At 62.0% G+C, this 17,719-nt stretch carries 12 protein-coding genes and 1 pseudogene; 10 read left to right on the top strand and 3 right to left on the bottom strand.

Features of this window, described 5'->3' with window-relative positions; genetic code table 11:
* Positions 1-119: 119 nt before the first annotated feature.
* The 5 genes from AACY31_RS01785 to AACY31_RS01765 all read left to right on the top strand — a co-directional run bounded on the left by AACY31_RS01785 (position 120) and on the right by AACY31_RS01765 (position 9,600).
* Entirely contained in the window at positions 120-2,570 is a 2,451-nt protein-coding gene (locus AACY31_RS01785; protein ID WP_339481095.1) for a glycogen/starch/alpha-glucan phosphorylase, read from the top strand.
* A 295-nt stretch (positions 2,571-2,865) separates the two neighbouring features.
* Entirely contained in the window at positions 2,866-6,489 is a 3,624-nt protein-coding gene (locus tag AACY31_RS01780; RefSeq protein WP_339481093.1) for a DUF2339 domain-containing protein, read from the top strand.
* Positions 6,486-7,865 carry a DUF3999 domain-containing protein gene (locus AACY31_RS01775; protein WP_339503742.1) on the top strand — a complete coding sequence of 460 codons (1,380 nt, stop codon included), beginning with the start codon at positions 6,486-6,488 and terminating at the stop codon, positions 7,863-7,865. The genes AACY31_RS01780 and AACY31_RS01775 overlap by 4 nt, the downstream gene beginning before the upstream one ends.
* 124 nt (positions 7,866-7,989) lie before the next feature.
* Positions 7,990-9,000 (top strand): class 1 fructose-bisphosphatase, encoded by a 1,011-nt coding sequence (locus AACY31_RS01770; protein WP_339481089.1) that lies wholly within the window; start codon positions 7,990-7,992, stop codon positions 8,998-9,000.
* Positions 9,001-9,003: 3 nt separating this feature from the next.
* Positions 9,004-9,600: a DUF924 family protein gene (locus AACY31_RS01765; protein ID WP_339481087.1), complete on the top strand. Its 597-nt coding sequence runs from the start codon at positions 9,004-9,006 to the stop codon at positions 9,598-9,600.
* Between the two features lie 59 nt (positions 9,601-9,659).
* Here the strand turns inward: AACY31_RS01765 and AACY31_RS28830 are convergent, their stop codons facing one another.
* On the bottom strand, positions 9,660-10,424 hold the full coding sequence (locus AACY31_RS28830) for a methyl-accepting chemotaxis protein (protein WP_445261518.1): 765 nt from the start codon (positions 10,422-10,424) through the stop codon (positions 9,660-9,662).
* A gap of 93 nt (positions 10,425-10,517) precedes the next feature.
* Positions 10,518-11,540 (bottom strand): annotated as a pseudogene (locus tag AACY31_RS28825) (HAMP domain-containing protein); the annotation flags it as partial.
* A gap of 293 nt (positions 11,541-11,833) precedes the next feature.
* Here AACY31_RS28825 and AACY31_RS01755 point away from each other — a divergent pair.
* Positions 11,834-12,088: a hypothetical protein gene (locus tag AACY31_RS01755; RefSeq protein WP_003196877.1), complete on the top strand. Its 255-nt coding sequence runs from the start codon at positions 11,834-11,836 to the stop codon at positions 12,086-12,088.
* Positions 12,089-12,119: 31 nt separating this feature from the next.
* Entirely contained in the window at positions 12,120-12,689 is a 570-nt protein-coding gene (locus tag AACY31_RS01750; protein ID WP_072345109.1) for a lipocalin family protein, read from the top strand.
* Between the two features lie 131 nt (positions 12,690-12,820).
* Here AACY31_RS01750 and AACY31_RS01745 read toward each other — a convergent pair whose 3' ends face one another.
* Positions 12,821-14,185, bottom strand: a complete 1,365-nt coding sequence (locus tag AACY31_RS01745) for a formimidoylglutamate deiminase (RefSeq protein WP_339481083.1) — start codon at positions 14,183-14,185, stop codon at positions 12,821-12,823.
* Positions 14,186-14,328: 143 nt separating this feature from the next.
* Between AACY31_RS01745 and hutC the strand changes: the two genes are divergently transcribed.
* The 3 genes from hutC to hutU all read left to right on the top strand — a co-directional run bounded on the left by hutC (position 14,329) and on the right by hutU (position 17,663).
* Positions 14,329-15,039, top strand: a complete 711-nt coding sequence (gene hutC / locus AACY31_RS01740) for a histidine utilization repressor (RefSeq protein ID WP_339481153.1) — start codon at positions 14,329-14,331, stop codon at positions 15,037-15,039.
* On the top strand, positions 15,036-15,605 hold the full coding sequence (locus AACY31_RS01735) for a HutD/Ves family protein (RefSeq protein WP_339481082.1): 570 nt from the start codon (positions 15,036-15,038) through the stop codon (positions 15,603-15,605). Before hutC ends, AACY31_RS01735 begins: the two co-directional genes overlap by 4 nt.
* A 372-nt stretch (positions 15,606-15,977) precedes the next feature.
* Positions 15,978-17,663 carry a urocanate hydratase gene (hutU, locus tag AACY31_RS01730; RefSeq protein ID WP_339503740.1) on the top strand — a complete coding sequence of 562 codons (1,686 nt, stop codon included), beginning with the start codon at positions 15,978-15,980 and terminating at the stop codon, positions 17,661-17,663.
* The last annotated feature ends 56 nt before the right edge of the window (positions 17,664-17,719 follow it).

Below are 17,719 nucleotides of genomic sequence, written 5' to 3'. Positions count from 1 at the left end.
CCGGCAACTCCCTGGCGGCGATTCCCCGACATCTGGGGAAATCCACCGAACCAAGCGCCTGTACCGTCTGTCAGACTGCATAGGCTCAGACAATTCCATGCTCGTTCGAGGTCTTATCAATGACTCAAGAACCACTTGTTCGCGAAGCCGAAGTTGCTGCATTTCGCGATGCCGTGTTGACCAAGCTCACTTATGCCGTCGGAAAGGACCCGGATCATGCGTTTGATCACGACTGGTTCGAAGCCATCGCCCTCGCCGCTCGCGACCACATGGTCGAACATTGGATGGACCACACGCGACAGATCTACCGCAAGGGCCAGAAGCGCGTCTATTACCTCTCCCTGGAATTTCTCATCGGTCGCTTGCTCTACGACAGCCTGAGCAACCTCGGCCTGTTGGACACGGCACGTGAGGCTCTGACCGAACTGGGCGTGGACCTGGAGCGTATCCGCCTGCTTGAGCCCGATGCGGCACTGGGCAACGGCGGTCTTGGCCGCTTGGCTGCGTGTTTCATGGAAAGCATGTCGACCCTGGGCATTGCCGGCCATGGTTACGGCATCCGTTATGAACACGGCCTGTTCCGCCAGGCTATCGTTGACGGCTGGCAGCAGGAGCAGACCGAACACTGGCTGGATTTCGGCAACCCCTGGGAGTTCGAGCGGCCGGAGGTGGCCTACCCGATCGGCTTTGGCGGCAGCGTCGAGACCGTGACCGATGAGGCGGGTAAAACCCGGCAGGTCTGGTCCCCGGCGGAAACCGTGCGGGCCATTGCCTATGACACGCCGGTGGTGGGCTGGCGCGGTGCCAGCGTCAACACCCTGCGCCTGTGGCGTGCCCGGGCCATGGAAGAGCTGCACCTGGAACGCTTCAACGCCGGCGACCACTTGGGTGCGGTAGCCGAAGTGGCCCGGGCCGAAAGTATTTCCCGTGTGCTGTACCCGGCCGACAGCACCGAGGCTGGCCAGGAACTGCGTCTGCGCCAGGAATACTTCTTCGTGGCTGCCTCGCTGCAAGACCTGCTGCGCCGTCATCGCAACATGCACACCTCGGTACTGACCCTGGGCGACCACGCCGCGATCCAGCTCAACGACACTCACCCGTCCATTGCCGTGGCCGAGTTGATGCGTCAGCTGGTGGATGTCTACGACGTGGCTTGGGACGCGGCCTGGCAGATCACCCAGGACACGCTGTCCTACACCAACCACACGCTGCTGCCCGAAGCCCTGGAAACCTGGCCGGTGGGGCTGATGGAGCGCATGTTGCCCCGGCACATGCAGATCATTTATCTGATCAACGCCCGGCACATCGATTCACTGCGGGCCAAGGGCGTGCACGATTTCGATGTGCTGCGCTCGGTTTCGCTGATCGAAGAGGACAATGGTCGCCGAGTGCGCATGGGCAACCTGGCGTTCCTCGGTTCACACAGCGTCAACGGCGTGTCCGGGTTGCATACCCAGTTGATGCGCAGCACGGTGTTTTCCGAGTTGCACAAGCTCTATCCGCACCGGATCAACAACAAGACCAATGGCATCACCTTCCGCCGCTGGTTGTTCCAGGCCAACGCCGAATTGACCTCGATGATGGTCGATGCCCTCGGCCCGAGCGTGCTCGACAACCCCGAGGAACGCTTGATCGAACTGGAGCCGTTTGCCGACAAGCCAGCGTTCCGCAAGCAGTTCGCCGAGCAGCGCCTGCATAGCAAAAAAGCCCTGGCGTACCTGATTCACGAGCGGCTGGGCATTGCCGTGAACCCGGCGGCGATGTTCGACGTGCAGGTCAAGCGGATCCACGAGTACAAGCGCCAGTTGCTCAACTTGATGCACACCGTGGCGCTGTACCAGGCGATTCGCGCCGAACCGGAAGTAGACTGGGTGCCGCGGGTGAAGATTTTCGCCGGCAAGGCCGCCGCCAGTTATCACCAGGCCAAGCTCATCATCAAGCTGACCAACGACATCGCCCGGGTGGTGAATAACGACCCGACCGTGCGCGGCTTGCTCAAAGTGGTGTTCCTGCCCAACTACAACGTCAGTCTGGCCGAAAGCATCATTCCGGCGGCGGACCTGTCGGAGCAGATATCCACGGCGGGTTTCGAAGCGTCGGGCACCAGCAACATGAAGTTCGGCCTCAATGGTGCGTTGACCATCGGCACCATGGACGGCGCCAACGTGGAGATGCATGAGCGCGTCGGCGGTGAACACATGTTCATCTTCGGCCTGACCGCTGAACAGGTGGAAGCCCGCAAGCAAAACGGTGAATTCAGCGCCGCGCCGGATATCGCCGCCTCCCATCGGCTCGGCGATGTGTTGCAGGCGATTCGTGGTGGGGTGTTCTCTCCAGATGATCCGATGCGCTACGTCGGGCTGGTGGACTCGTTGGTCGATTACGACCGCTTCCTGGTCTGCGCCGATTTTGACGCCTACTGGGAGGCCCAGGTCAGGGTCGATGAATGTTGGCACGACTCCACACAATGGTGGCGTTCGGCGGTGCTCAACACCGCGCGCATGGGCTGGTTTTCTTCGGACCGGACCATCCGCGAATACGCCACCGACATCTGGAAAGCCCTGGAGTAGCATTCACTGTAAGAAGTGTGAGCGAAGCCCAACGGCGGTTGGGCTTCGTCGATATACTAGGCGCCAGTTTCGCCGGGCTGGGGTGTGGCCGGGCTCAGTTGTTGGCAGCGCTGACAATCCAATGTGGGAGCGGGCTTGCTCGCGAAAGCGGAGTATCAGGCAGAAATGATGTCGCCTGACACGCCGCCTTCGCGAGCAAGCCCGCTCCCACAAGGTTTGTGCTGTTCCACTAGACTGAGTCAGGCACCGCATCACCCCGGTTACGCCCGCAATGGGCCGCTTAGGGATATCGACCATGCAATGGATCTTGATGCTGTTGGGCCTGGCACTCGGCTGGGTGGTGGACGAGTCGTTCGCCGATGCGCTGATAGGCGCGTTGGTGGGGCTTGGCATCGCCCAGTCGTTTCGATTGGGGCGCCTGGCTACCCAGGCGGCCAAGCAGCAGATGTTGTTGCAAGAAACTCAGCAGAGCCTGCTCACGTTGGAAGCCCGTCTAGCGGTTCTCGAGCGCGGTAAGGTCGCCGAATCGAGTGATCCGGCGCCAGCGCCCGAGGTTGTCGTGCCCCAGGCCCAGAAGCCCGAGACGCCTACGGAGCCAGAGCTCGTCTGGGAATTGCCGCCAGACCTCGAACCCGTTCCCCCGATGGCCACCCAGGCCAGCCAACCGTTGCCTGATGACGTTTGGAAACCCGCGCCAACCACATCCAGTCGCCGTGCCGAGCGCGACTTCGCGCCGCTGCCCCTGGATTCGATGGTTTCGAAACCAGCAACTTCCCGTGGCCCGAATCTGTTCGACCGCGCCGTAATTGGCGCGCGCAACTGGCTGTTCGGCGGCAACACGGTGCTGCGGGTCGGCGTGGTGCTGTTGTTCCTTGGCCTGGCGTTTTTGCTGCGCTACGCCACCGAAGGCATGGTGGTGCCGATCGAGTTGCGTTACGCCGGTGTCGCGGCCAGCGCGTTGGGCCTGTTGGGCCTGGGCTGGTGGTTGCGCCAACGCAACAGCAGTTATGCGTTGATGCTCCAGGGCACCGGGATCGCCGTGCTGTACCTGACGGTGTTCGCGGCCATGCGCCTGCATCCATTGCTCGACTCCAAAGCGGCCCTGGGCTTGCTGGTCGCGGTGACCGTGTTCTCGGCAATCCTGGCGATTACCCAAAACGCCCTGGGCCTGGCTGCGGCTGCGGCGCTGGGTGGGTTTGCCGCGCCGATCCTGACCTCCACCGGCAGTGGCAATCACGTCGCCCTGTTCAGCTATTTCATCCTGCTCAACGCCGGCATTCTCGCGATTGCCTGGTTCAAGGCCTGGCGCCTGCTCAACCTGATCGGCTTTGTCGGCACCTTCGGCATCGGTTTCGCCTGGGGCCTGCGTTCCTACACGCCAGAACTGCTCTGGAGCACCGAGCCGTTCCTGATCCTGTTCTTCCTCATCTACCTGGCGATTGGCTTGCTGTTCACGCGGCGTAAATTGCTGGAGATGAGCGATGCTCCCCAAGACGCCAGCCGCGACGCGCTGTTGCACTGGTCGGCGCGCAAGGGCGATTACGTGGACGGCACCATGCTGTTCGGCCCGCCGCTGGTGGGCTTCGGCTTGCAGTTCGCGTTGGTGCAGCATGTTGAGTTCGCCGCTGCGTTCAGCGCCCTGGCCCTGGGCATGATCTACATGGGCCTGGCGCGGGTATTGATGGGCGGTCGCGCCCTGCTGCTGGCGGAAACCTGCCTTGCCCTGGGGGTGATTTTTGCCAGCCTGGCGATCCCTCTGGGGCTCGATGCCCGTTGGACCGCCGCGGCGTGGGCCATGGAAGGCGCGGGGATCTTCTGGCTGGGCCTGCGCCAGCAGCGCCCATTCGCCCGGGCCTTTGCCTTGTTGCTGCAATTGGGCTCGGCACTGGCGTTTGTCAGCGAATTGCGTATCGGCGACGCCAGCCTGCTCGATGGTTCAGCGCTGGGCGCGTTGATGCTCGGCGGCGCCTTGCTGTTCACCTTCTACCAACTGCACAAGGCTGAGCCTGAACACAGCGCCCATTGGGAGCGCCAAGGCTTGCCGGTGCTGGCTGTGCTGGGGTTGAGTTTCCTCTATCTACTGGCACCGCTGTTCTTCTTCACCCACGGCACCGCCATTGCCTGGGCCCTGGCTGGATTGGCGACGCTGTTTGTTGGCCTGCGCCTGCAGTCGCGCAGCTTTCTGTTCACTGCATTTGGGGTGCAACTGCTTGGCGGTGCGCTGTTCCTGCTGCGTTTGCAAGGCGCCGAAGTGGATTCGACGGCGGTGTTCAGCGCGGGCTGGAGTGGTTTGCTCAGCGCCTCGCTGATCGGCCTGGCGTTGATTGGCGGCATGTTGCTGGCGGCCCGTGACAACATGGTGCGCAACGATGTCCGGTTGCTGCGCGGCTTGTCGGTGGTGTTACTGGCGGGGCTGGTGCTGATCAATCTTGCGGTGCTGTTCGTCCTGCCGTGGCAAACGGCGAGCGGTGTGTGGGCGGCCAGCGGCCTGTTGATCATCTGGCTGAGCCTGTACCTGAAACAACGTGTGAGCTTTGTCTTCGGCCTGCTGCTGCAATTACTGGGCGGTGCGGCGTTCCTGACGGCGGGGCCGGCGTTGTTGGGGCCGCTCAATGCCGAGGATCTCCGACCGCTGGCCCACAGTGGCTTCTGGACGCCGCTGGTGCTGGGGCTGGCAGCGCTGGTGGGCGCATGGCGCCTGCAACGGGCGCACGCGGCGCAGGAACTCAAGGTCTTGAGCTTGCAGCGCCTGTCCGAACTCCTGCTGATCTGGGGGGCCGGGTGGTGGGCGTTGGCGTGGGTCAGCGAAGTGTTGCGCTTTGCCCCGGCGAACCTGCAAGGCAGCTGGCTACTGCTGGTCGCGGCGACCAGCGTGGCAGTGTGGACGGTCTTGGCGCAGCGTTTGAAATGGCCGGCGCTGGGGCTGCTGTGCACCTTGCTGATTCCGGCGGCGGGCTGCGTGCTCGTTGCGGCTTGGCACAGCCACTATCACCCGGCGGCGGATTTTGGCTGGCTGGCCTGGCTGGCGGTATTTGCCGTGCATTTCCTCTCTCTCAAGCGCCTGGCGCCGATGCTGCCCGCCCCGGCGCGCAGTACGGCCCATGTGCTCGGCTGTTGGTTGCTGATGGCGGTGTTGATGCTGGAGTTGCGTTACGGCCTGCTGTTGCTGTCTGAGCAATACAACGCCTGGCGCTGGCTGGCCTGGGCGATCCTGCCAGGCCTTTACCTGGTGCTGATGGCCTCGCCGCGTACCTGGCCGTGGCCGGTGTCGGCCCAACCGCGCGAATACCGTGTCTACGCGGCGGCGCCGATGGCGCTGTCGATGCTCGGTTGGTTCTGGCTGACCAACACCTTCAGCGATGGCAACTCAGCGCCACTGCCTTATGTGCCGTTGCTCAATCCCTTGGAGCTTGGCCTGCTGTTTGCCTTGTTCGGTATCTATGTGTGGGCCCGCAGCGCCGTGGCGCAATCGACGAACCGTTGCAATCGCGTCGGGCACATCACCCAGTTGATCGCCGGTGTGTCGCTGTTCGCGTTCTTCACTGCCCTGGTGATGCGCAGTGCTCACCAGTGGATGGGGGTGCCATACGAGTTGGATGCGTTGCTTGAGTCGATGTTCGTGCAAGCCGGGTTGTCCATTGTCTGGACCCTGATTGCCCTGGGCCTGATGATCGGGGGGCATCTGCGCCACCGCCGTGAAGTATGGTTGATCGGCGCGGCGTTGATCGCGGTGGTCGTGGCCAAGCTGTTCTTTGTCGAATTGAGTAACCGTGGCGGTCTGGCGCGGATCGTGTCGTTTATCGGCGTGGGTGTATTGCTATTGGTGGTGGGCTACTTCGCGCCGCTGCCACCCAAGCGCCCGGAGACGGTCGCGCAGGATGAGCCGCCTATGCCTGTCAGTGAGGGAGTGTCATCTTGAGTCGCAAGTTGAGTCGGATCGGGCTGGGCGTGGTGGGGTTATGGGCGGCATTGTCGGCCGTGGCCCAGGAGCAAGCGGCGGATTTCGCCCATCAGGTGCCATTGGCCTTGAGCGGCGAAGGGCCGTGGTATCGCCTAACATTGCCACTGAACGTTCAGCTGCAAGCGCGGCAGACCGACCTGAGCGACCTGCGGGTCTTCAACGCGGCCGGTCAGGCCCAGGCCTACGCCTTGGTGCGTGAGTCGGCCCAGAGCCGGGAAAATCGCACCCTCACCGACGTGAAGTGGTTCCCGCTGTACAACGCCGCCGATGACAACGAACGCGCGCCCAGTGTGCGCGTGCAATCGAGCGCCAACGGTACCTTGGTGGAAGTCCAACCCTCCAGTCGGCTCGAAGCGGGGGAGGAGGCGTTGCGTGGCTGGTTATTGGATACCAGTGCGATCAAGGCGCCGTTGCAGCGGTTGGTCCTCGACTGGACCAGTGAACGCGACGGTTTCCAACGGTTCACCATCGAAGCCAGTGATGATTTGCAGCACTGGCAGTCATGGGGGGAAGGCCAGGTGGCGCGCTTGACCTTTGCCGATGAGCGGGTCGAGCAGCATGAAGTGACCTTGCCAGGGCAACCGGCGCGCTATCTGCGGTTGTTGTGGGATTCGCCGTCCTCCGCGCCGATCCTGACTTCGGCCCAGTTGCAAAGCGCCAGCCGCGAAAGCCTGCCGTTGCCGCTGGCCTGGTCGCAGCCATTGGCCGGCAGCACCGCGAAGGCCGGTGAATACACCTGGCAGTTGCCCATGGGGCTGAACATCGAGCAGGTGCAGGTCGAGCTGAGCGAGGCCAACAGCCTGGCGCCGGTGACCTTGGCCGGTCGCCGTGAAAGCAGCCATCCGTGGCAACCGCTGGGCAGTGGCTTGCTCTATCGCCTGACCCAGAACGGCCAGGATGTGCTGCAAAATCAATTGCAACTGTCCGGCCAGACCGTGCAGCAATTGAAATTGACCGTGGACGAGCGTGGCGGCGGCTTGGGTAGCGAAGCCCCGGCCCTGCGCTTTGCCGTGCGCCCGACCCAGGTGGTGTTCCTGGCGCGCGGCGAAGGGCCCTACAGCCTGGCCCTGGGCAGCGCGACAGTGAAAGCGGCCAGCTTGCCCTTGACCACGCTGGTGCCTGATTACAAACCGTCGCGCCTGGCGACGCTGGGTACGGCGACCGTGAACGACACGGCCACGTCGACGCCGACCGTGGTCCCGGCAACCGCGCCTGCGACGGTCGATATCCGCTGGAAGAAAATCGGCTTGTGGGCGGTGCTGCTGCTCAGCGTGCTGTTCCTCGCGGCGATGGCGTTCAGCCTGTTGCGCAAGCCACCGGTCAAATCCCCGTAGGAACGCAGGTTGGCAGGCCCGGATATGAACTCAATCCACCATTCCCCGTCTCATAGGAGGAATTAAGTCCCGACTCGCGCTAAACTGCGCTGGTTTTTCCGCCCCCTATTCTTCGGAGCCGTCCATGTCCCGCGTTACCTTGAGTCGCTATTTGATTGAGCAGACCCGCAGCAACAACACCCCTGCCGATCTGCGCTTTTTGATCGAAGTGGTGGCGCGTGCGTGCAAGGAGATCAGCCACGCCGTCTCCAAAGGCGCGCTGGGTGGCGTCCTGGGCAGCATGGGCACCGAGAACGTGCAGGGCGAAGTGCAGAAGAAGCTCGACGTGCTGTCCAACGAAATCCTGCTCGAAGCCAACGAATGGGGCGGCCACCTGGCCGGCATGGCGTCCGAGGAAATGGACAATGCCTACCAGATCCCGGGCAAATACCCCAAGGGCGCCTACCTGCTGGTGTTCGACCCACTGGACGGTTCGTCGAACATCGACATCAACGCACCGGTCGGCACCATCTTCTCGGTACTGCGTTGCCCGAACGAGTACCTGAGCCAGAACGAAGCCTTGAATGAAAAGGCCTTCCTGCAGCCAGGCACCGAGCAGGTCGCCGCCGGTTACGCCATCTACGGCCCTCAGACCATGCTGGTGCTGACCCTGGGCGACGGCGTCAAGGGTTTCACCCTGGACCGCGAGATGGGCAGCTTCGTACTGACCCACGAAGACATCACCATTCCTGAAACCACCCAGGAATTCGCCATCAACATGTCCAACCAGCGTCACTGGGAAGCCCCGGTAAAACGCTACGTCGAAGAATTGCTGGCGGGCGAAGAAGGTCCGCTGAAGAAGAACTACAACATGCGCTGGGTTGCTGCGATGGTTGCCGATGTGCACCGGATCCTGACCCGTGGCGGTCTGTTCATGTACCCGCGCGACAACCGTGAGCCGTCCAAGCCGGGCAAACTGCGGCTGATGTACGAAGCCAACCCGATGTCGTTCCTGGTGGAACAGGCCGGTGGCGCTTCCACCGACGGCCACCAGCGTATTCTCGATATCAAGCCCGAAGGCCTGCACCAGCGTGTGGCCGTGTTCCTCGGTTCGAAAGAAGAAGTGGCGCGCGCCACGGCTTACCACAAGGAGTGAATCATGGCCGAGCCTTGGCAGCCTTTGCTCGATTGGTGGTTTGGTTCAACCCAAACGCCGGACGAAATAGCCGCTGACAAGGGCGCGCTGTGGTTTGGCAAAGGCCATGATCGCCAGGCGCAAGAGCGCTTCGGCGAATGGGTCGAGCAGGCACTGGCCGGCGGATTGACCGATTGGGCGCAACGCCCGGAAGGTTGGCTGGCCCTGGTGCTGCTACTGGATCAACTTGCGCGGATGATCTTTCGCGACACCCCCAAAAGCTTTTCCGGCGACCTGCGTGCTCAAGCACTGGTAGCCCGAGGCCTGGCGGCGGGGCTCGACCGAGAACTCAAGCCGATCCAGCGTGTATTCATTTATCTGGTACTCGAACACTGCGAAAACCTGGCGGTGCAGAACGAGGCTGTGTCGCGGTTTATCGACTTGGTGCGAGAACAACCGGAGGCGCAGCGGGCGGTGTTTGAAGACAACTTGGACTATGCCGAACGGCATCAGAAGATCATTGCCCGGTTTGGGCGCTTTCCCCATCGCAATGCGGTGTTGGGGCGCGAGTCCACGGCTGAGGAAGTGGAATTCTTGAGCAGGCCTGGGTCAAGGTTCTAAATGGTGTTGCGGATGCTATCCCCATCGCGAGCCTGCTCGCGATGGGGCCCGCCAAAACACTAGATCCGGAAACTACCCACCAACTGCTGTAACCGCACCGCTTGCTGTTCAAGGTCGGCACAGGCCCGCAAGGTGGCTTGCAGGTTTTCCACACCCTCCTGGTTCAGGGTGTTGATCTCGGTGATGTCGACGTTGATCGACTCCACCACGGCCGTCTGTTCTTCGGTGGCGGTCGCCACGGACTGGTTCATGCCGTCGATTTCACCAATACGCTGGGTCACGCTGCCCAGGCGTTCGCCGGCCTGGTTGGCAATGCCGACGCTGCTTTCGCTCTGGCGCTGGCTATCGGTCATGGTCAGTACCGCTTCCCGGGCGCCCACTTGCAGCGCTTCGATCATCTTCTGCACTTGCTTCGCCGAGTCCTGGGTGCGGTGGGCCAGGTTACGCACTTCATCGGCCACCACCGCGAAGCCGCGCCCGGCTTCTCCGGCACGGGCTGCTTCGATGGCGGCGTTGAGGGCGAGCAGGTTGGTCTGTTGGGAGATGCTGGTGATCACCTCAAGAATCTGACCGATGTTCACCGTGTTGCTGTTCAAGGTTTCGATGTTGGCGCACGAATCGCTGATCTTGGCCGACAACTGCTGCATGGCCGCGATGGTTTTATCCACCACGTGTTGGCCGTCTTCGGCCTGGTTACGGGCATCGCTGGAGTGTCGCGAGGCGAGGGCGGCGTTCTGGGCGATTTCCTGGGCGGCGGCACCGAGCTGGTTGATGGCCGCGGCCACGCTGCTGGTGCGCGAAGCCTGCTGGTCGGAGTTGAACATCGATGAGTTGGACGCGCTGACCACGCGCAGGGCGACTTCGTTGACCCGACCGGTGGCCGAGGCCACTTCGCGGATCGAGGTATGAATGCGCTCGACAAAGCGGTTGAACGAAGTCCCCAGTGCGCCGAATTCGTCGTGGCCGTGGATGACCAGGCGCCGGGTCAGGTCGCCTTCGCCTTCGGCGATGTCATGCATGGCACGGCCCATGGTCAGCAGCGGTTGCATCAGCACGCGGATCAACATGCCGAGCAGGGCGATGATGAATACCACGGCGATGACCATGGCGATCAGTGCTGAAGTACGGAACTCGCTGAGCATTGCCAGCGCGGTGTCCTTGTCGAGCACCAGCGCCACGTACCAGTCCGCTCCCGGCACGCCGTTGACGTGGGTGAAGGAGATGAATTGGGTCTTGCCGTCGAGGTCGACTTCTTTCACACCCGGGCTGATTTGAGGCGCGCCGTTAGGGTAGGCCTCGGCCAGGGTCTTGAGCACGCGCTTGCTGTCGGGGTGGATCAGGATCTTGCCGTCGGCACTGACGATGAACGCGTGGCCGTGCCCGCCGAAGTTCAGCGAGTTGATGATGGCGCTGACGCTGGACAGGTCGATGTCCGCACCGGCCACGCCGATCATTTGGTTCTGGTGCTGCACCGGGGTGGCGACGGTAATCACCAGCTTGCCCGACGAGGCGGCGATGTAGGGTTCGGTGACGATGGTTTGCTGCGCGCTGTTGGCAGCCTTGTACCAGCCACGGGCGCGCGGGTCGTAATCGGCGGCGCGATTGCCGGCCGGTACCGAGAACATCACGCCGTCGGTGCCACCAAAATAGCTGAGCTGGAAATTGCCGGTGTAGGCCGGCAGGCCCACGGCGCGCTTGAGACTGTCGGCACTGCTGCCATCCACGGCAATCTGCTGGGCCAGCGATTGCAGCAACTGGATGCGACCGTCGACCCACGTCTGGATGTTGCGGCTGGTCAGGCTGCCGAGTTCCTGCATGGAGGTCTCGGTGCTGGCGTGCAGGCTCTGGCGTTGACGATAGTCGTTGAACAGGATGAAACAGGCGAATGCAACGGCCACCACGAGGGCGGCAGCCAACAGTATTTTATGGCTGAATTTCATGTTTCTGGTCATTAATAACACTACCGCGGAGGGACGGGTCAGGGTGGGGTGTCAATTTGCCATAAGGCAGTCGATTGCGCTGTTTCTTTTATCGGCGCAGGCGCCCATCTCATCAATCGTCAGCGATTCATTGCGACGAAATGCACGACCCGGTCACAAACCGGGTGTTTCACCGGTGAAACACTTGTCGAGGCCCAATAAATACTGGGGTCGTCGGGGAACCAGATAGGGGTTTTCTCTTCTAAGCTTCTGGTTGGCACCTGCCAGCCCCCTTCCGTTCCAGGAGTTACACCATGTCGCTGCGATCTATCGCCTTGTTGTTTGTGTGTGTCGTATTGACTGCATGCAGCAAGGTCAACCAGGAAAACTACTCGAAGCTGTCGGCTGGCATGCCCAAGTCCGAAGTCGAAACGTTACTGGGGAAACCGACCGATTGTTCAGGCGCGCTCGGCATGTCCAGCTGCACCTGGGGCGACCAGAAAAGCTTTATCAGCGTGCAGTACGCCGGTGACAAAGTGTTGATGTTTTCCGGCCAAGGCCTGAAGTAAACCGAGGCCAGAGGCCTGCGGGAGAAAAATAATGATGCGGTTAGTTTTTGTGCTTTTGGCTGGCCTGATTTTGGCTGGCTGTGCCACTTCTGGCGAAGATCCGCTGGCACCCAAGACGGTCAACAGCGTCAATCTCAAACGTTACCAAGGGACCTGGTATGAGTTGGCCCGCCTACCCATGTATTTCCAGCGCAATTGCGCGCAATCGGAAGCTCACTACACCCTCAAGCCAGACGGTAACGTGGGAGTGCTCAATCGCTGCCTGACCTCGGACTGGCAGTGGGAAGAAGCCAGAGGCACCGCCACACCTCAGGTGCCGGGCAAGACCGACAAGCTCTGGGTCGAGTTCGACAACTGGTTTTCGCGGATCGTGCCAGGAGTGGCGAAAGGGCAATACTGGGTGTTGTACGTCAGCGATGACTACAAGACCGCCATCGTCGGCGACCCAAGCCGTCGCTACATGTGGCTGCTGTCCCGTACACCGACCGTCAATAGCGTCGTGCGCGAGGAGCTGCTGAGCAAGGCACGCCAGCAGGGCTACGACACCACACGCTTGATCTGGCGCGCGTCGGATCGACAGATGGCCAAAACCTCGGACTAACGCTATAGAACCTGTGGGAGCGAGCCTGCTCGCGATGGGGGCTTCACATTCAACACATAAGTTGACTGGTAGGCCGTCATCGCGAGCAGGCTCGCTCCCACAGGGGTATTTCAACATTGGTGTTTTGGGAATCAGCCCAGCAGTTCGCGCAGGACCTGGGTAAACGCCCGGGCGCTTTGCTCTTCGTCGGCATGACGGCCAGCGCGTACCACCCACCGTCCGCCGACCATCACATCGCGCACCTGGCGATCGCCGCCGGCAAACAGCCAGCGATTGAGGATCCCGTCGTCCTGGGCCGTGGCCAGGTAGGGGTCGTTACCATCGAGCACCAGCCAGTCGGCGCGCTTGCCGATTTCGAGGGCGCCGACCGGTTGCCCCAGGGCCTGGGCACCGCCTTCCAGGGCTGCATCGAACAAGGTGCGGCCGACCATCGGCTGATCCGCGCGATACAAGCGGTTGCGCCGTTGATCCCGCAGGCGCTGACTATATTCCAGCCAGCGTAATTCTTCGACCACGCTCAACGATACATGGCTGTCGGAGCCGATACCCAGGCGCCCGCCTTGGGCGAGAAAATCCACGGCCGGAAAAACCCCGTCCCCCAGGTTGGCTTCGGTGGTCAGGCACAAGCCGGCAATCGCCCGGCTCTTGGCCATGAAGCTAACCTCCTGGGCGTTGGCGTGGGTGGCGTGGACCAGGCACCAGCGCTGGTCGACTTCGGTGTTTTCGTACAGCCATTGCAGCGGGCGGGCGCCGCTCCAGCTCAGGCAATCGTCGACTTCCTTCTGCTGCTCGGCAATGTGGATGTGCACCGGGCACTCACGGTCACTGGCGGCCAGCACATCCTGGATTTGCTCGGGTGTCACGGCACGCAGCGAATGGAAGCACAAACCCAGCGCCTGGGACGGCTGCCCGGCCAGGATCGGCTGCAAGCGTGACTGGAGCTTCAAGTAGTTTTCGGTGCTGTTGATGAACCGGCGCTGCCCGTCATTGGGCGCCTGGCCGCCAAAACCGGAATGGCTATAGAGCACCGGCAGCAGCGTCAGGCCGATGCCGGCGGCGCTGGCGGCGTGGCTGATGCGCAGGGCCAGCTCCGCGGGGTCGGCGTAGGGCGCGCCATCGGTGTCGTGGTGCACATAGTGGAATTCGGCGACCGAGGTGTAGCCGGCCTTGAGCATTTCGATGTACAGCTGGCGGGCGATGATGCCGAGTTGGTCGGGGCTGATTTTTCCGACGAGGCGGTACATCAAGTCGCGCCATGTCCAGAAACTGTCGTTGGGATTTCCCGCCACTTCCGCCAGCCCGGCCATGGCCCGTTGGAAGGCATGGGAGTGCAGGTTCGGCATGCCCGGCAACAGCGGACCGCCCAGCCGTTCGGCGCCGTCTGCGTGGGAACCGGCCTGGATATGGGTCAGGACGCCTTCGGCGTCGACCTCAAAACGTACATTATGGGCCCATCCACTAGGCAGCAGCGCGCGTTCGGCAAAGAAGGCGGACATGGTTCAACCTCATTGTGCGTAATTTGTATATACATATACAGACGTTTGCCTGGCCGGTAAACTCCGGCAAGCTAGCATTCTTATCCGCAGAACAAGGAACCGCCGTGTCGACTCCGCCTGCCAAACCGCCGCTGGCCACAAACATGGGTGACAGTCCGGCACCCCTGTACGCCCGCGTCAAACAAATGATCACCCAGCAAATCGACAGTGGAAACTGGCCGCCACATTACCGTGTGCCGTCGGAAAGCGAACTGGTCAGTCAGTTGGGCTTCAGTCGCATGACCATCAACCGTGCGCTGCGGGAAATGACCGCCGACGGCCTGTTGGTGCGCATGCAGGGGGTCGGCACCTTCGTGGCCGAACCCAAGAGCCAATCCGCGTTGTTCGAAGTGCATAACATCGCCGACGAAATCGCCTCCCGTGGTCATCGCCACACTTGCAAGGTCATCACCCTGGAAGAAGAGGCGGCCGGTTCCGAGCGGGCCCTGGCCCTGGATATGCGCGAAGGCCAGAAGGTGTTCCATTCGCTGATTGTGCATTTCGAGAACGACATCCCCGTGCAAATCGAGGACCGTTTCGTCAACGCACTGGTGGCCCCGGACTACCTCAAGCAGGACTTCACCGTGCAAACGCCTTACGCCTATCTGAACCAGGTCGCGCCGCTGACCGAGGGCGAGCATGTGGTCGAGGCGATCCTGGCCGAGCCGAGTGAATGCAAGCTGTTGCAGATCGAAAAGGGCGAGCCGTGCCTGTTGATCCGCCGCCGCACCTGGTCCGGACGCCAGCCGGTGACCGCCGCACGCCTGATCCATCCGGGCTCCCGTCACAGTCTCGAAGGGCGCTTTCATAAATGAGCCATTTGAAGGTTTTACGCGCAGCAGACTACCCGCGCATGCCGTGGAAAAACGGTGGCGGCAGCACTGAAGAAATCACTCGCGATACCGGTGCCGGCCTGGAAGGTTTCGGCTGGCGCCTGTCGATTGCCGACATTGGTGAGTCGGGCGGCTTCTCCACCTTCGCCGGTTACGAGCGGGTCATCAGTGTCTTGCAGGGTGATGGCATGACGCTGAATGTCGATGGCCAGGCCACGCGGCCTTTGCATCCGCTGGACCCTTTTGCGTTCAGTGGCGAGAGCCATGTGTATTGCACGCTGCTGGGCGGACCGATTCGTGACTTCAACCTGATCTACGCACCGCAACGTTACCGCGCGCGGTTGCAGTGGTTGGGCGGCCAGCAGCGGTTTTTCAGTGAGGCGGGAACAGTATTGGTGTTCTGTGCCGCCCCGGGGTTGGCTATCAAGATCGGTGAATCCGCCGTTGACTTGGGCCTCTACGACTGTTTGCAACTGAGCGGTAACACCGGGTTGGTGGATGTCTCCACCCACGGTCAATGCTGCGTGATTGAGCTGACGGCCCACTAATGCCAGCTTCTTGCTCCCACCGATAAATTCCCTGGCCACAAGGTGCCTGCCTGCTGTTTCTTCTGCGCACCAACTTGTTACCGAATGCCCCAGCGTGGCGCAACACCACGCTTCTGTGACCCTCCGATTTCCCCCTCGAAAACCCTCTTGAAAAATTTCCTGCCGCTCAGCAGCCCTTAAATCACAAGGCTTTCAGCCAAACCCCCAACCGTTTCTGAACACCACCTCCAACAAGTTGGCCGCTTGATTGCATATGCTTGTACATACAAGTAAAGACGTATGCGTATGGGTTACCGATGTTCAACGCAACGTTCGCTAAATCGCTGCCCACTGCCCGGGCTGGTCTGGATTGATCGCTGAGGAGTTTTTGCTGTGACCGACGCTACCCGCAAACCTGAAAAATACCGTGACGTTGAAATCCGTGCCCCTCGCGGCAACACGCTGACCGCCAAGAGCTGGCTGACTGAAGCGCCGCTGCGCATGTTGATGAACAACCTCGACCCGGAAGTGGCCGAGAACCCTAAGGAACTGGTGGTCTACGGTGGTATCGGCCGCGCGGCACGCAACTGGGAATGCTACGACAAGATCGTCGAAAGCCTGACCAATCTGAACGATGACGAAACCCTGTTGGTGCAATCCGGCAAGCCAGTGGGCGTGTTCAAGACTCACAGCAACGCCCCTCGCGTGCTGATCGCCAACTCCAACCTGGTGCCGCACTGGGCCAGTTGGGAGCACTTCAACGAACTCGACGCCAAGGGCCTGGCCATGTACGGCCAGATGACCGCCGGCAGCTGGATCTACATCGGCAGCCAGGGCATCGTGCAAGGCACTTATGAAACCTTCGTCGAGGCCGGTCGCCAGCACTACGACTCCAACCTCAAGGGCCGTTGGGTCCTGACCGCCGGCCTGGGCGGCATGGGCGGTGCGCAACCCTTGGCCGCGACCCTGGCTGGTGCGTGCTCGCTGAACATCGAGTGCCAACAGGTGAGCATCGATTTCCGCCTGAAAACCCGCTACGTCGACGAGCAAGCCAAGGACCTCGACGACGCCCTGGCGCGCATCGAGAAATACACCGCCGAAGGCAAGGCGATTTCCATTGCGCTGTGTGGGAACGCCGCCGAGATCCTGCCGGAAATGGTCCGTCGTGGTGTGCGCCCAGACATGGTCACCGACCAGACCAGCGCCCACGACCCACTCAACGGCTACCTGCCGGCCGGTTGGACCTGGGACGAATACCGTGCCCGCGCTAAGACCGAACCCGCGGCCGTGGTGAAGGCCGCCAAGCAATCGATGGCCGTCCATGTCAACGCCATGCTGGCCTTCCAGAAAATGGGCGTACCGACTTTCGACTACGGCAACAACATCCGCCAGATGGCCCAGGAAGAGGGCGTCGAAAATGCCTTCGACTTCCCGGGTTTCGTACCGGCCTATATCCGTCCGCTGTTCTGCCGCGGCATTGGCCCGTTCCGCTGGGCCGCGCTGTCCGGTGACCCCCAGGACATCTACAAGACCGACGCCAAGGTCAAGGAACTGATCCCCGACGACGCCCACCTGCACAACTGGCTGGACATGGCCCGCGAGCGCATCAGCTTCCAGGGCTTGCCGGCACGTATCTGCTGGGTTGGCCTGGGCCAGCGGGCCAAGTTGGGCCTGGCGTTCAACGAGATGGTGCGCAGCGGCGAATTGTCGGCGCCGATCGTGATTGGCCGCGACCACCTGGACTCCGGTTCCGTGGCCAGCCCCAACCGTGAAACCGAATCCATGCAGGACGGTTCCGATGCGGTCTCCGACTGGCCGCTGCTCAACGCCTTGGTCAACACTGCCAGCGGCGCGACCTGGGTGTCGCTGCACCACGGTGGCGGCGTTGGCATGGGCTTCTCCCAGCACTCGGGCATGGTGATCGTCTGCGACGGTACCGACGAAGCGGCCGAGCGCATTGCCCGCGTGCTGCACAACGACCCGGCCACGGGCGTGATGCGTCATGCCGATGCCGGTTACCAGATCGCCATTGATTGCGCCAAGGAGCAGGGGCTGAACCTGCCGATGATTACCGGGTAGGGGCTGGCGAAGCCTGCGATCTTTTGATTTTGATCTTTCGCTTGAGATTCAAGTGT

This window comes from Pseudomonas sp. RL_105y_Pfl2_101 (genome assembly GCF_963970585.1).
In the GTDB taxonomy this organism is placed as follows: domain Bacteria; phylum Pseudomonadota; class Gammaproteobacteria; order Pseudomonadales; family Pseudomonadaceae; genus Aquipseudomonas.
Note: the sequence above shows the minus strand (reverse complement) of the source record. Positions and strands in the feature narration are given on the sequence as shown.